The following is a 12,805-nucleotide window of genomic DNA, read 5'->3' as shown; positions in this document are numbered from 1 at the left end:
CGCCTAGGCGGAGATGGGGATGATGCCGAGGGGGTCGGTGGTCGGCTGCTTCGAGCCGCCGGCGGGTTCGACGGTGATGCCCACGGCGACCGCCCGGCCGGGAGATCCGTCGAGGACGCGTGCTTCGCTCTCACCGGTGCCGGGCAGCAGGCCCGCCGGGCTCAGATCACCCGCTTCGGCCGCGTACCAGAGTTCGTAGACCTTCCCCTCGGGGAGGGCGGGAAGGTCGTGCGCGGCGAAGACCGCGCGTGCCTCGCTGCGGGAGACCACGACGGCGGCCGTGGCTCCTCCGGTCAGCGTGCCGGTGTGCAGGGTGGCGTCGGCGGCGGTGAGGACGTCGCTGATCGCGGAGTCGGCGGTGAGGGCCCGCTGTTCGGCCCGCACAGCTCGGTCGTGCGCCTCGTCGGCCCGCTCGTGCTGCCGGACGGCGACTCCGCCGAGCGCTGCGGCGGCCGCGACGCTCGCGGCGAGTGCGAGGCCCAGCGCGCGGCGGGCGCGCCCCGGGGCCCGCCGCGGGGACGGTTCCTGCCCTGTGCCGGCGACGGCCCGGAGAGTGCGGGCGCGCGCCTCCGCGGACACGGGGACGCTCTCGGCGGAGGCCAACCGGTCGGCGACCTCCCGGAGTTCGGCGACCTCGTCGCGGCACCGGCCGCAGCCGGCGAGGTGGTTCTCGAACGCGGCCCGTTCGGCGGGAGGGAGCGCGTGCAGGACGTACGCGCCGACGGCCAGGTGGGGGTCCTCCTCGGGAGTCATGTGCCCACCTCCAGACAGTCCCGCAACTGCCGCAGCCCCGCGCGCATGCGCGACTTCACCGTTCCTTCGGGGGTGGACAGTGCGTCCGCGACCTCCACGTACGTCAGGCCCTGGTAGTAGGCGAGCATCAGGGGTACGCGGTGCTGCCGGCCGAGGGAGGCGAGGCAGCGGTAGACGCGGCGCTGCTCGTCGCGGTCCTGGACGGCTTCGAACACTTCGTCGAACTCCCGCTCCGGGCCGAGGAGTCCGGCCCGGTGCTCGCGTTCGGTGCCGGCCTGGGCGGCGCGTACCCGGTCCACGGCCCGCCGGTGGGCGAGGGTGAGCACCCAGGACTTCGCCGCTCCGCGCCTCGGGTCGTAGCGGCCCGCGGTGCGCCAGACCTCGGTCATCACGTCCTGCGTCACCTCCTCCGCCTGCGCGGCGTCCCGCAGGATCCGGCAGGCCAGACCCATCACCGTGCCGGACAACGCGTCATAGACGCCGGTGAAGGCCTCGTGGTCGCCGTGGGCCACGCGGGCGAGCAGTTCCTCCACCCCGGCCTTCGGCTCGGAACCGTGCAGCACGCCCTGCTCCCCTCGCGCCTTCCGTCCTGGTACGGGGTCATCGGTGTCATCGCTCCGGTGACGGCCCGTCGTTCTCGCCGTGCAGATCGAGCAGGACGTGGACGGTCTTGCCGCCGAGGGCGGGGACCAGTCTGATACGTCCTCCCAGCCTCCGTATGACGTCCATGCCGAAGCCTCCGTGCTCGTCGCCGCCCCCGTTCCGGTGCATGTCCGGGAACTCCTCGCTGTGGTCGGCGACGGCTATGTCCAGTTCGCCGTCCCGGACGGTCAGGGTCAGCCGGCAGTCGTCACCGGTGTGGCGGACCGCGTTGGTCACCAGTTCGGACACGACCAGGACCGCGTCGGTCACGCGGTCGAACGGGTCGGCGTCGCGCAGCCACTCCTCGCTGGCGCGGCGGGCGAGGGAGGGGGCGTGCGGGGTGTGCGGCAGGGCGACGGAGTACCGCGCTGTCCTCGGTGGTGATGCGGTGATGGACATGAGCGCTCCCTTGAACGGCTCAATCGTGAGGTTCTCCTGTCGCTGGGAATTCGTAGCCGCTGGGCGCCCGGATGCCGCGGGGCGCGTTCGGCCAGGCGCGGACTTCACCCGACCGGACCGCCGAGGCGCCACCTGGGAGTGCCGCCAGTTGCCGCAGTCGGCGCAGCGGCGGGCTGCCTGCGGTGGCTCAAGGTGCCTCGGCGCGACGCCCTCCGGGGACTGCCGACCCTCCGCCATCGGAGCCCGGCCCACCCGCCGTTCGGCCTGACGAGGAACACGACGCGGCTTTTCGCCCCGTCCGCACCTTTTTCGGCGTACCGCTCATCCGCCCGGCCCGCGGCTCCGAATCCCCCACGACCGGCACGGCGAGGCACAGAACAGTGCTCCTTGCGCATCGCACCCGCCCCGGTTCCACCGGGGAAGGAAGCCCGCACCGCCTCGACCGTGCTCATCGCTCAACATTTCCGAGGGAGATGTCCGATGACCGCATCCCTGCGAATACGTCGTCTGGTGGCCGGAGCCGCGGCGACGGGACTGCTGGCCGGAGGAGCCGCGTTCGGCATGTCCGGCACGGCGACGGCGGCCCCCGCGCCGACGACCGCCGCGACCGTGGTGACCGGCGACCACCACGGCAAGTGCGAGTGGCAGAAGGGCCACTGGGAGAAGAAGTGGGTCAAGGGCCACTGGGAGAAGAAGCAGGTCCACCACAAGACCTGGGTCAAGGGCCACCACGACAAGCACGGCCACTGGCACCAGGGTCACTGGAAGCACCACTTCTCCTACAAGTGGGTCTACGAGCCCGCCCACTGGGAGAAGAAGTGGGTCAAGGGCCACTGGGACTGCAGGCACCACTGACCTGGCTCCGTGAGAGGTGACCGCCGGGCAGGCGGCCGGAATCCCGCGGGACGGAGGCGTCACGACTCCGTTCCGCGGGATTCCGGCCGTCGCCGCGGAAGAGCCGGAAGACCCCGGTGTCCTCCGGAGAGCGCGGGAGGACCGGAGGACCGGAGTAGCGGAGGACCGGAGGACCGGAGTAGCGGACACTCCCTGTCCTCCACCCGTGCGACGGTGGTCCCGTTCCGCACGACGAGAGCGACCCGAAGGGCCGAACCCTGTGACCGCCACGAACTCCCCCTCCTCCGAGGCCTCCCCCGCGACCGCCGCCTCCCCGGTGCTCGACGACGAGCGGACCGACCTGCTCGCCGCCCTGGCGGACGCCCGTGCCGCCCTGACCCGGACGGTACGCGGGCTCGACGACGCGCAGGCGGCCGTACGCCCCACCGCGAGCGAACTCTGCCTCGGCGGCCTGATCAAGCACGTCGCGTCCATGGAGGAGAGCTGGATGCGCTTCGTCGTCGACGGCCCTTCGGCGATGCGCTACGACCTCCCCGAGGGCGTCACCTGGGGAGACCTCGCGGCCGGCACCGCCCGCGAGCTCCCCCGGTGGGCCGTGGAGCACCGGGCCGCCTTCAGCATGCGGCCGGGCGACACCCTGGCCGGGGTCCTGCGCCACTACGAGGACATCGCCTCGCGGACGGATCGGATCGTCGCGGCCCTGGCCGACCTGTCGGCGACCCACCCGCTGCCCGAAGCGCCCTGGAACGAGCCGGGAGCCGTACGGAGTGTGCGCCGGGTGCTGGCGCACCTCGTCGCCGAGACGGCGCAGCACGCCGGACACGCCGACATCCTGCGCGAGACGCTCGACGGGCAGAAGTCGAGCTGACGTCGGCCGCCCGACCCGCCCGGGGCGGGGAGACCCCGCAAGCCGTGCACGGCTCGAAAGGAACAGCACCAGCGTGACCGTCCTCGACAACAGAGCACTCAACCGCGCGACGCTCGCCCGCCAACTGCTCCTGGACCGGGCCGATCTCCCGGTCCCCGACGCCGTGGCGCACCTCGGCGGGCTGCAGGCGCAGGAGCCGCAGGAGCCGTTCGTCGGGCTCTGGTCCCGGCTGCGCGCCTTCGACCCCGCTGTCCTCTCCGACCTGGTGAGCGGGCGGAGCCTGGTGCGTACGCACCTGATGCGCCGCACCGTCCACCTCGTCACGGCGGACGACGTCGTCGCCTGGCGGTCCCGCCACGACGCCATGCTGCGCCAACGGGTCCTCGGGACCGACCGCCGAGAACTCGAAGGTGTCGACCTCGACGAACTCGCCGCGGCAGGACGGGCGTTGATGGCCGACGGCGAACCCCGCTCGGCGGCCGAACTCGTGGAGGTGCTGGCCGAACGCTGGCCCGCGCCGGGCCGCCGGCCCCTGGGCGAGATGGTCGTCGCGGCCCTCGTCCCGATGGCCCAGGTCCCGCCGCGCGGTCTGTGGCGCACCCGGGCGGGCGTGCGCAACGTCCTGCTCTCCTCCTGGCTCGGCCGGGAGATCGACCCGCCCGCCGCTGACGGCTCCGACCCGGCCGGCCGGGCGCTGGTGCGGCGCTACCTGGGGGCCTTCGGTCCGGCGGCGACCGCCGACCTGCGGGCGTGGTCGGGCCTGGCCGGACTGCCCGCCGCGGTGGCGGGTCTGCGCGAGGAACTGGTCGCCTTCCGCGACGAGCGCGGCCGGGAGCTGCTGGACCTGCCGGACGCTCCCCGCCCGGACCCCGGCACTCCCGCGCCGGTGCGGTTCCTGCCCGCGTTCGACAACGCGCTCCTCGGCTACCAGGACCGCGGCCGGATCGTCGACGACGAGCACAAGGGGCTCTCGGTCGCCGGTGAGCGGGTCGTGCTGCTCGACGGCAGGGTCGCGGCGACCTGGAACGTCGAAGCGGGCACGGTGACCGTCACCCCGCTGCGCGCCTTCTCCCGGCCCGAGCGCGCCGCGGTCGCCGAGGAGGCCCGGGCTCTCGCCGCGTTCCTCTCGGACGGCGAGAGCCGAGGGGTACGGGTGGGCACGTCCGCGCCATGAACCCAGCCGCGCCGCGGACGGCGCCGCCCGGACGGCCGCCGCTCACGACGGAGGAGGGGTGGATAATCTCGTCGACCGTTGGTTGGCGAGGCGCCGCGTCCGGGCAGGTCCGTGGCACGTACATCGAGGGACGCTCATGCAGTGGGGGTTGAAGGGCCTTGTCGAATCGGGGCTCGCGGCGCACGTCGGGGAGACCCGGGCGGCCAACGCCGCGGCGGCCGGCCGGAGGGGACCGAGCACCCCGGAGGAGCTGAGGGAGGCACGCGCCCAGCAGGACGCGGTCCCGCCGGCCTCCTCCGGCGCCGCCGGACCGCCGGTCTCGGAGGAGGTCGTCGAGGCAGCCGGCCGGCGCGTACCCGTACGCGTTCTCACTCCCGGTGGCGGCGAGCCGCGCGGCGTCCATCTGGAGATCCACGGCGGCGGCTTCTACATGGGGTCGGCCGCGCGGGACGACGCCCGCAACCGGCGTCTCGCGGACGCCCTCGGAGTCACCGTCGTGAGCGTGGACTACCGGCTCGCCCCGGAGCATCCCTGGCCTGCCGCGCCCGACGACAGCGAGACGGCGGCCCTGTGGCTCGTCGAGCACGCCGCGGCCCGCTTCGGCACGGCCCGGCTGACGATCGGCGGGTTCTCGGCGGGGGCGACGCTGGCCGTGACGACACTGCTGCGGCTGCGCGAGCGCGGGGTGAGCGGCGCGTTCGCCGGGGCCGCGCTCCAGTTCGGCACCTACGACATGAGCGGTCTGACCCCCGCGGGCCGGCTCATCGCCGACGAGTTCTTCATCGAGGCGTACGCGGGCCATGCGGCCGACCGCACCGAGCCGGACATCTCCCCCGTCTACGCCGACCTGCGCGGCCTGCCTCCGGTCCTGATGGTCGTCGGGACCTCGGACGTCCTGCTGGAGGACAACATGGCCATGGCCGCGCGTCTGTCGGCGGCCGGCGGGGAGGTCGACCTGCGGATCTACCCGGAGGCCCGGCACGGATTCACGTCCCGTTCGACGGGCATGGCCGCGGCGGCACGGCACGACATCGAGTGCTGGCTCGCGGACCGCCTCTCCGCACCCGCCTGACACCGGCCGCGGCTCGTCAGCCGGGGGCGGCAAGGGATCGCGCACACGGAAGCGGGCCGGCCCCGAAGGGACCGGCCCGTGGCGGAGGCCCGGTGGTTCCCGCCGTCCGCCCGCGACCTCGGTGTCAGGACTGGGGCGGCCGGTCCTGGTTCGGGTTCGCCCCGAACTGGTCCTTGAGCCGGTCCTGAGCAGTGTCGACCTGACCGCTGTACTTGCCCTGGGTCTTGCCGTCGGCGTAGTCGCCGGCCTTGTCGACACCCTTGCTGGTCTGGTCCGGGTGGCCCTTCAGCATGCCCTTGATCTTGTCCATGACGGACATGGCTCGTCCTCCTGACTGGTTCACCCCCACGTATCCAGGGTCACCGCAGGTGGCGGGTTTCGCATCCGGGCAGGACCGGCGCTCCGACGGGCGGTACGGGAACCCCGACCGGCGGTCCCGTGGCGCACACAGGCGGTCGGGAGACCCCTCCGGACCGCTCGGGACGGGTTCCCGTACCGTTCCTACGCTTCCGTACGGCACTCCGGGTGACCCCAGCCGTCGGGGTTCTTCGCGATGGTCTCGCCCGCCGCGTACGAGCGTCCGCACCGGCAGCGGCCGGGGAACTTGGCCTTGAGGGTGCGCGAGGAGCCCGCTTTCGCGGACGGCCCGGACGGTGACGCCTTCGCACCCGGGGACGAGGTGCCGGAGAACGGGGCGCGCCCGCGCGAGGGGGCCGCCTTCTTGGCAGCCGAGGACTTGGGGGGCTCGGGCGAGCCCTGTTCGCTGCCCGCGGGCTGCTGCACGACGGCGGCCTGGCTGGCCGCGCGGTCCGCGAAGTCGTTGAGGACGTCGCCGTCGACCTGGTGCGCGGGAACGTACCGGAACTCCACCGAGCGGCCGTCGAGCAGTTCGTCGATGCGCACGACCAGGCCCTGGTTGGCCACGGGCTTGCCCGCCGCGGTCTTCCAGCCCTTGCGCTTCCATCCGGGGAGCCAGGTCGTGACGGCCTTCATGGCGTACTGGGAGTCCATCCGGATCTCCAGCGGCACGCTCGGGTCCACGGTCGCGAGCAGCCGTTCCAGCGCGGTCAGTTCGGCGACGTTGTTGGTCGCCGTCCCGAGCGGTCCGGCCTCCCACTGTGCGGGCGTGCCCGTCCCGTCCGCGATGACCCAGGCCCAGCCGGCGGGCCCGGGGTTTCCTTTCGACGCCCCGTCACACGCGGCGATTACGCGTTCAGCCATGCGCCCGATCATGCCAGGGCGCGGGGGTGCCGGGTTCATCGCCCCGTCACGGCTGACAGGGCCGGACCTCCACGGGGCCCCGGACGGGCCGGGTGCCGCCGCTCACACGGTCCCCCCGGTGGGCGCGCCGCCCGCGTCCCCGCCCGTACCGACGGTGCGCTCGGAGGACGTGTCGGCGGCCGCGTAGGAACGGACGGACACCGTGCGGTCCGGGCCCCAGCGCTGCTCCGACGTGCCCAGTGGTTCCCAGCCGAGCCGCTCGTACAGCGCGACCGCCGCGGCGTCGGTCGCGACGACGTCCAGTACGGGGCGCAGCCCGCGGCGCTCCGCCTCCCGGGTCGCACACGCCATGAGCCGGGCGCCGAAGCCGTGGCCGCGCCCGTGCGGTGCGACGAAGAGGCGGCTGACCACCGCGGCGGCATCGCCGTCCCCGCCGTGCCGAGCGCGCCACAGGGCGGGGGCCACGTCGTCCGGTTCGGCGCGGGACAGGCCGACGTGACCGACGATCCCGCCGTCCAGTTCCGCGACCCAGGCGCCCAGGCCGCCGGGCCGGGACAGCCATTCGCCCGGCCGATCGGGCCAGTTCACCGGGTAGCCGTCGTGCGCGTGGACCTCGGCGAGCACGCGGACGCACGCCGCCAAGTCGCGGTCCGCGCGCGGCCGGACGGCACCGCGGCCCCGGGCGCCGATCGTCTCGATCTTCATCCCGGCATCGAAGCACACTCGCCGCGCGACCCCTCCGGACGGCCGTCCGGGCACCGCGCGACTGCCCGCCGGACGACCCGGCCCGTGCGTTATGTTGAACGTCAGTGGGACACGAAGGAGGCGCACCGGTGCCATCGCCGCAGCAGGCACGCGCGCAGGCGTCAGCGATCAGCTCGGGGAGACCGGTCCCGGAGGAGGAGGCCGCTCCCACGACCCGGCTGCGGGACCTCTTCGACGGCCCCCGTCTCTCTCCCGGGCAGCGCCGTATCGCCCAGTACCTGATCGAGCACCTCTCCGAGGCGGCGTTCCTGTCGATCACGGATCTCGCCGAGCGGGTCGGTGTCAGCCAGCCGTCGGTGACGCGTTTCGCGACGGCGGTCGGCTTCAGCGGCTACCCGGCGCTGCGCGAGCGCCTCCAGTCGATCGCGCTCAGCAAGCTGGCCGGTTCTCCCGAGGCCGCCGAGGAGGCCCGCCCGAACGAGCTGCAGGCGGCCGTCGACGCGGAGATCGACAACCTGGAGAACCTCCGCCGCGACTTCGCCGATCCCGAGCAGGTCATCGAGACCGGTCGCGCGCTGTCGCGGTCGGCCCCGCTCACGGTTCTCGGCCTGCGGATCTCCGGCTCGCTGGCCGAGTACTTCGCCTACGCCGCACGCCGTATCCACCCGGACGTCCGCCTGGTGACGCGGGGCGGCAGCGTCGCGTACGACGCGCTGCTCCAGTCGCGCGAGGCCGGGGGCACCTGGGTGCTCGCGTTCACGATGCCCCGGCACGCGCACGAGACGCTGACGGCGGTGCGGGTCGCCCGCCGGGCCGGTCTGCGGGTCGCGCTGATCACGGACCTGGGGCTGGGGCCGCTGGCCGACGAGGCGGACGTCGTCTTCGCGACAGGCACCGGCTCACGCCTCGTCTTCGACTCGTACGCGGCGCCCGCGGTGCTGTCGGCCGCCCTGCTGCAGGCCATGACGGACGCGGACCCCGAGCGCACCCAGGCGCGCCTGGAGGACTACGAGCAGGTCGCCGACGAGCACGCCTTCTTCGTCAAGGACTGATGTCACGGGTTCGGCCCGTGCCTGCATACGACGAACGGCGTCCACAAGACAAGATTCAGCCGTCTCGAACATGAATTTTTTCATACCCTTGCGTACCGCACGGTATATATGAATACTTCTCGCTGATCGGGATCCGGTGGGGTCCTGGTCGGCCCGGGTACGGCGCTCCCTTCTCGCATCGGCCCCGGGTGCACGACGGGCACCGCTCGCGCGCCCGTGGCGGCCCCGGTCATCCCCTAGGCCGGGGCCGCCAAGAACGACCGAACCACCTGCCGGCCACCTCGGAAGCGATGATCATGTCCCTGACGTACTCGCCCATCAGCACGGACTGGCCCTGTCAGGTCAAGACGCCCGGCAGCCGTGACTGGGAACGATCGGCCACCAAGTGGCTGCGCGAACTGGTCCCGTCCCGCTACGGCAGCTACCCGCTGCTGGTCCGCCAGCCCGTGCTGCTCGCGCGCCACGCGCAGATCCAGCTCCAACTGGAGATACGCGTCGTGCGGACCGCGCTCCACAGCGCCCGGGCCGAGCTGCCCGCGATGGGGATGCCCGAGTCGGTCATCGAGCACACGATCAAGCTGTACGCGGCGGAGATGGCCCAGCTCAACCACATCGCCCGGGGCGTCAGGGTCGTCACGCAGGCCCTGGTGGAGAGCCAGAACGCGCGCCAGGGCCACTGACCGCCCGCCTCCCGGACCCGACGGCGGCCCGGACGATCACGCTCGCTACCCTGCCGGGATGCGTAATGGGGGAGACGGACACGGCCATGACAGCGGCGGCGGTGCCACCGACGAGCGGTCCGGCCGTCCCGGCGGCCTCGCGGGCGCACTGGCCCGACGCGTGCGCCGGCACCGGGGACTCGCCGCGGCGGCCCTGACCGCGGCCGTCGCAGCCGGCATCTCCCTTCCACTGGCCCTCGCCGACTCCTCCTCGGACAAGCCCTGTTGGACCCTGACCACCGGACGGCGGGCGCTCGCCGACGACACCGCGGCGGCCACCCGGGCACTCGATCCGGGCGAGGACCTCCAGCGGCTCGGTACGGTCCGCAAGCTGCTCGCCCACGAGAAGGTGTGCGGCGACGGCGCCCGCGCGCTGGGCCGCCTCGTGGCCGCGGCCACCGGGTCGGAAGCGGGACGTACGGGCACCCCGCACACGCTCGCCCAGGCGCGCGCCGCGTACGGGGTGGCCGCCGCGCTGCACGGCGTCGAGATACCCGCCGGTCTCGCACCGGGGGTGGCACGCATGCTGGCCGAGTACGTGGTCGACGCGGGGCGGGACGACCGGCTGCGCGACGACGGGGTGAACCGCCCCGCGCTCCCGGCCGAGGAGGCGGCACCCGACGAGGACGGATACTCCCCTCTGGGCCGGTTCCTGGCACCGGGCGAGGCGCATGCCGTCTTCGGGCACGCCGACGCGGTCGCGGAGGCGGAGGCGGACATCGAGGGCCTCGTCGCCGAACTCGCCGAGGACCCGGAGGCCTTCGCGATCCTCTACGACGCCGAACGCGCGCACCTCGCGTACTACCTGGAGCGACTGACGGACCGGGGCGGCGACCCGGACTTCCGGCCGTCCGCCGACAAGCGCTTCACGACGACCCCGCAGGACTGGCCGGATCACGACCTCCACGACATCGCGGGCCGTGTGGGCACGCTCATGAAGTTCCGTGCCCGGCACATCCGGGACGGCACGATCGCGGATCCCGCCGCCTTCGACAAGGCGGTCCGGGCACACACGCGCGGCGCGTTCCGCCCGGCCGCCCGGCAGCTCCGTTCCCGGCCGCCGATGGGTGACATCGCGGACCGGCCGACCGCGGGCCCGGTCCGCGGCGACCTGCTGGACGGCCGCCACCAGTTGACCGAGGCGCTCGACGAGTGGGCGGGCCACCGCGACGTGCCGGACGAACGACTGGGCGCGATGCGGCAGTTGCTCGACAACTGGTACGTACGCGCGCTGTGGCTGAGGTGAACAGGGCCTGATCGCCCGCCCCGCCCGGGCCCCCCGGCGGGGCGACAAGGGCCTCGGGCCCGGCCGGACGGGGGCGGCGGACGGGGCGCGGTCAGAAGCGGAAGCGCAGGTCCGAGCAGTCCCGGCGGTCGACCTGGTCCTGCGCGAACCTCTTGAGCATGCGGCGCCTGTCGGCCGCACCGACGCCCGGAACGTCTCCCGAGCCCCCGAGGGCGAAGTTGGCGGCTTGGCCGTCGCAGCGCGCGGTGGCCGTCATGGACCTGAACCCGCCTGCGCTGTCCTCGAAGACGAGGCGGTTGCTCCAGTCCCCGTACCAGGCGACGAACGTCAGCACGGAGTCGCTCCCGGAGCCGGTCCCGGCCGCCGGGCCCCGCAGGGTGCAACGCCCCGTGGGCGCGGCGTCGTTCATGCCCGCCGCGAGCCGCCAGCCGCCGCTGTCCGGCAGCCCGGCCCCGGCCGCCCACGCGCACGTCGTGCCCTTGGCGCGTGCGACCGGAACGGTCCGCGGTTCGTCGCCGGGCCGGGGCGGAACGGCGTCCCCCTCGTACTCCGCGAGCGGCTCGCCCTCGCATCCCAGTTCGTCCGAGGCCGAGTTGGCCAGCGCGACCACCGCCCGGTAGGCGGCTCCCGGGACACCGGACAGCGTGTCGCGGCCCATCCACGTGCGCACCAGCAGTTCGGCGCGCCGCCCCTCGTCGTCCTCGCCGAGTCCCGGGCAGGGCAGCAGGAGGTCGATCCCGCCGTACTGGTCGACGAATCCGGGCAGTCCGCCGGGAAGGGGGTACTGGGCGGAGAAGCCGTCCTGCGGGAAGGCGCTGAACAGCTCACGGTCCCGGTCGTCGCGCCGGGTGTGGGCCTCCATCTCCAGGAGCCGGGAGTCCCGCACCTCGTCGCCCCCGACGGAGAGGACGCACTCGTACGATCCGAGTGCCTCCGTCCGCCGCGACTCCTCACTCTCCAGATGCGCGCCGTCGGGGGTGAGCCGCTCCACGACGTCCCGGGGCAGGGCCCCGCCGCACGCGCTGCCGGCGAGCATCCAGTCCCGTACGGAGGGCTCGGCCGCGTAGCCGGCCACCCCGAGCACCATCGCAGCCGCCACCGAGACCTTGATCCAGCGCCGCACCGTTCCCGACCCCCGTCACACCGGCGTACGTGTCCGTTCCGGCCCCGTGGCCGGCCACAGGCCGGGACCCTATCCCGGGAGCCGCGCCCTCCCTGCAAGCACCCCCGTCGATCAAGATGGCACTCAGTTCCCCGTTCGGAGCACACTGAGTGCCATCGGGCGGGCCGCGCGGTGCTAGGTTCCCCAGCATGAGCGAGGCAGCACGTCCCGACCGGTCGGCCGATGCGACACCGCCGAAACCACCGATGCGGGACTCCCTCGTGGCGGCGGCGTTCCGGCTGTTTTTGGAGCGGGGGTACGAACAGACCACCGTCGACGACATCGTGGCCCTCGCGGGCGTCGGACGGCGGTCCTTCTTCCGGTACTTCCCGTCCAAGGAGGACGTGGTCTTCCCGGACCACGAGCGCTGCCTCGCCGAGATGACCGCGTTCCTGGGCGACGGGGACGACGCGGCCGACCCCGTGGCCCGGGTCTGCGACGCCGCGCGCCTCGTGCTCGGCATGTACGCCGAGAATCCGACGTTCTCCGTCCAGCGCTACCGCCTCACCCGGCAGGTACCGGGTCTGCGGGCGTACGAGCTGTCGGTGGTGTGGCGCTACGAGCGCGCGCTGGCCGAGTACCTGCGCGGCCGCTTCGCCGGGCGCCCCGACGGGACCCTGCGGGCCGACGTCGTCGCGGCGGCCGTGGTCGCCGCGCACAACAACGGGCTGCGCTCCTGGCTCCGTTCGGACGGGCAGGAGGACGCGGGAGCCGCCGTGGACCACGCGCTCGCCCATGTGCGGCTGGTCTTCGCGCCGGACCCGCCCGCGGCCCCGGCCCCCGCGGCGGGGGACACGGAGGAGGACGTCGTGGTGGTCGTGTCCCGGCGCGGCGCGCCCATGTGGCGGGTCGTCCAGGAGATCGAGACGGCGCTGGGCCGTACATCCGACTGATTGAGGGTACTGAGTGCCTTTACGTGTGGCACTGCGTGCCATAC

Annotated in this window: 15 protein-coding genes; 8 read left to right on the top strand and 7 right to left on the bottom strand. The window is 73.7% G+C overall.

From position 1 onward, the window contains the following. Window positions 1–3: 3 nt before the first annotated feature. The 3 genes from IE265_RS12360 to IE265_RS38320 are packed head-to-tail and all read right to left on the bottom strand — an operon-like array spanning window position 4 to window position 1,794. On the bottom strand, window positions 4–753 hold the full coding sequence (locus IE265_RS12360; RefSeq protein ID WP_190035524.1) for an anti-sigma factor: 750 nt from the start codon (window positions 751–753) through the stop codon (window positions 4–6). After that, window positions 750–1,316: an ECF RNA polymerase sigma factor SigK gene (gene sigK, locus IE265_RS12355; protein ID WP_190035523.1), complete on the bottom strand. Its 567-nt coding sequence runs from the start codon at window positions 1,314–1,316 to the stop codon at window positions 750–752. The genes IE265_RS12360 and sigK overlap by 4 nt, the downstream gene beginning before the upstream one ends. Before the next feature lie 46 nt (window positions 1,317–1,362). Further along, window positions 1,363–1,794, bottom strand: a complete 432-nt coding sequence (locus IE265_RS38320) for an ATP-binding protein (protein ID WP_229916141.1) — start codon at window positions 1,792–1,794, stop codon at window positions 1,363–1,365. A gap of 480 nt (window positions 1,795–2,274) precedes the next feature. Between IE265_RS38320 and IE265_RS12345 the strand changes: the two genes are divergently transcribed. From IE265_RS12345 to IE265_RS12330, 4 genes are all read left to right on the top strand, one after another. Next, window positions 2,275–2,649 carry a hypothetical protein gene (locus tag IE265_RS12345; protein ID WP_190035521.1) on the top strand — a complete coding sequence of 125 codons (375 nt, stop codon included), beginning with the start codon at window positions 2,275–2,277 and terminating at the stop codon, window positions 2,647–2,649. 259 nt (window positions 2,650–2,908) lie between these two features. Further along, window positions 2,909–3,517: a DinB family protein gene (locus IE265_RS12340; RefSeq protein ID WP_190035520.1), complete on the top strand. Its 609-nt coding sequence runs from the start codon at window positions 2,909–2,911 to the stop codon at window positions 3,515–3,517. Between the two features lie 73 nt (window positions 3,518–3,590). Continuing rightward, complete coding sequence (locus tag IE265_RS12335) at window positions 3,591–4,691, top strand: winged helix DNA-binding domain-containing protein (RefSeq protein WP_190035519.1); 1,101 nt, start codon at window positions 3,591–3,593, stop codon at window positions 4,689–4,691. 136 nt (window positions 4,692–4,827) lie between these two features. Beyond that, entirely contained in the window at window positions 4,828–5,763 is a 936-nt protein-coding gene (locus IE265_RS12330) for an alpha/beta hydrolase (RefSeq protein WP_190035518.1), read from the top strand. A 124-nt stretch (window positions 5,764–5,887) separates the two neighbouring features. Here IE265_RS12330 and IE265_RS12325 read toward each other — a convergent pair whose 3' ends face one another. From IE265_RS12325 to IE265_RS12315, 3 genes are all read right to left on the bottom strand, one after another. Further along, window positions 5,888–6,082, bottom strand: coding sequence for an antitoxin (locus IE265_RS12325; protein ID WP_190035517.1), 195 nt, complete (start codon window positions 6,080–6,082; stop codon window positions 5,888–5,890). 182 nt (window positions 6,083–6,264) lie between these two features. After that, window positions 6,265–6,996 (bottom strand): ribonuclease H family protein, encoded by a 732-nt coding sequence (locus tag IE265_RS12320; RefSeq protein ID WP_190035692.1) that lies wholly within the window; start codon window positions 6,994–6,996, stop codon window positions 6,265–6,267. Window positions 6,997–7,086: 90 nt separating this feature from the next. Then, window positions 7,087–7,689, bottom strand: coding sequence for a GNAT family N-acetyltransferase (locus tag IE265_RS12315; RefSeq protein ID WP_190035516.1), 603 nt, complete (start codon window positions 7,687–7,689; stop codon window positions 7,087–7,089). Between the two features lie 128 nt (window positions 7,690–7,817). Here IE265_RS12315 and IE265_RS12310 point away from each other — a divergent pair, with 128 nt between their 5' ends. From IE265_RS12310 to IE265_RS12300, 3 genes are all read left to right on the top strand, one after another. Next, window positions 7,818–8,741 (top strand): MurR/RpiR family transcriptional regulator, encoded by a 924-nt coding sequence (locus tag IE265_RS12310; protein WP_190035515.1) that lies wholly within the window; start codon window positions 7,818–7,820, stop codon window positions 8,739–8,741. Window positions 8,742–9,031: 290 nt separating this feature from the next. Further along, window positions 9,032–9,421: a hypothetical protein gene (locus tag IE265_RS12305; RefSeq protein ID WP_190035514.1), complete on the top strand. Its 390-nt coding sequence runs from the start codon at window positions 9,032–9,034 to the stop codon at window positions 9,419–9,421. Between the two features lie 58 nt (window positions 9,422–9,479). Next, window positions 9,480–10,706, top strand: a complete 1,227-nt coding sequence (locus IE265_RS12300; RefSeq protein ID WP_190035513.1) for a hypothetical protein — start codon at window positions 9,480–9,482, stop codon at window positions 10,704–10,706. Between the two features lie 91 nt (window positions 10,707–10,797). On the opposite strand, the gene IE265_RS12295 is transcribed toward IE265_RS12300, so the two are convergent. Further along, window positions 10,798–11,829, bottom strand: a complete 1,032-nt coding sequence (locus tag IE265_RS12295) for a hypothetical protein (RefSeq protein ID WP_190035512.1) — start codon at window positions 11,827–11,829, stop codon at window positions 10,798–10,800. A 188-nt stretch (window positions 11,830–12,017) separates the two neighbouring features. On the opposite strand from IE265_RS12295, the gene IE265_RS12290 reads away from it, so the two are divergent. Continuing rightward, window positions 12,018–12,761 carry a TetR family transcriptional regulator gene (locus IE265_RS12290; protein WP_373302938.1) on the top strand — a complete coding sequence of 248 codons (744 nt, stop codon included), beginning with the start codon at window positions 12,018–12,020 and terminating at the stop codon, window positions 12,759–12,761. The last annotated feature ends 44 nt before the right edge of the window (window positions 12,762–12,805 follow it).

Source organism: Streptomyces fructofermentans (assembly GCF_014651055.1).
Taxonomy (GTDB): Bacteria; Actinomycetota; Actinomycetes; order Streptomycetales; family Streptomycetaceae; genus Streptomyces; species Streptomyces fructofermentans.
This window is presented reverse-complemented; position numbering and strand designations above follow the sequence as displayed.

Excerpts from the sequence above, each read along its gene's own strand:
- IE265_RS12325 (WP_190035517.1), bottom strand. The coding sequence starts at position 6,082 with ATGTCCGTCATGGACAAGATCAAGGGCATGCTGAAGGGCCACCCGGAC.
- IE265_RS12320 (WP_190035692.1), bottom strand. The coding sequence starts at position 6,996 with ATGATCGGGCGCATGGCTGAACGCGTAATCGCCGCGTGTGACGGGGCG.
- IE265_RS12360 (WP_190035524.1), bottom strand. The coding sequence starts at position 753 with ATGACTCCCGAGGAGGACCCCCACCTGGCCGTCGGCGCGTACGTCCTG.
- IE265_RS12330 (WP_190035518.1), top strand. The coding sequence starts at position 4,828 with ATGCAGTGGGGGTTGAAGGGCCTTGTCGAATCGGGGCTCGCGGCGCAC.
- IE265_RS12345 (WP_190035521.1), top strand. The coding sequence starts at position 2,275 with ATGACCGCATCCCTGCGAATACGTCGTCTGGTGGCCGGAGCCGCGGCG.
- IE265_RS12305 (WP_190035514.1), top strand. The coding sequence starts at position 9,032 with ATGATCATGTCCCTGACGTACTCGCCCATCAGCACGGACTGGCCCTGT.
- IE265_RS12300 (WP_190035513.1), top strand. The coding sequence starts at position 9,480 with ATGCGTAATGGGGGAGACGGACACGGCCATGACAGCGGCGGCGGTGCC.
- IE265_RS12290 (WP_373302938.1), top strand. The coding sequence starts at position 12,018 with ATGAGCGAGGCAGCACGTCCCGACCGGTCGGCCGATGCGACACCGCCG.
- IE265_RS38320 (WP_229916141.1), bottom strand. The coding sequence starts at position 1,794 with ATGTCCATCACCGCATCACCACCGAGGACAGCGCGGTACTCCGTCGCC.
- IE265_RS12315 (WP_190035516.1), bottom strand. The coding sequence starts at position 7,689 with ATGAAGATCGAGACGATCGGCGCCCGGGGCCGCGGTGCCGTCCGGCCG.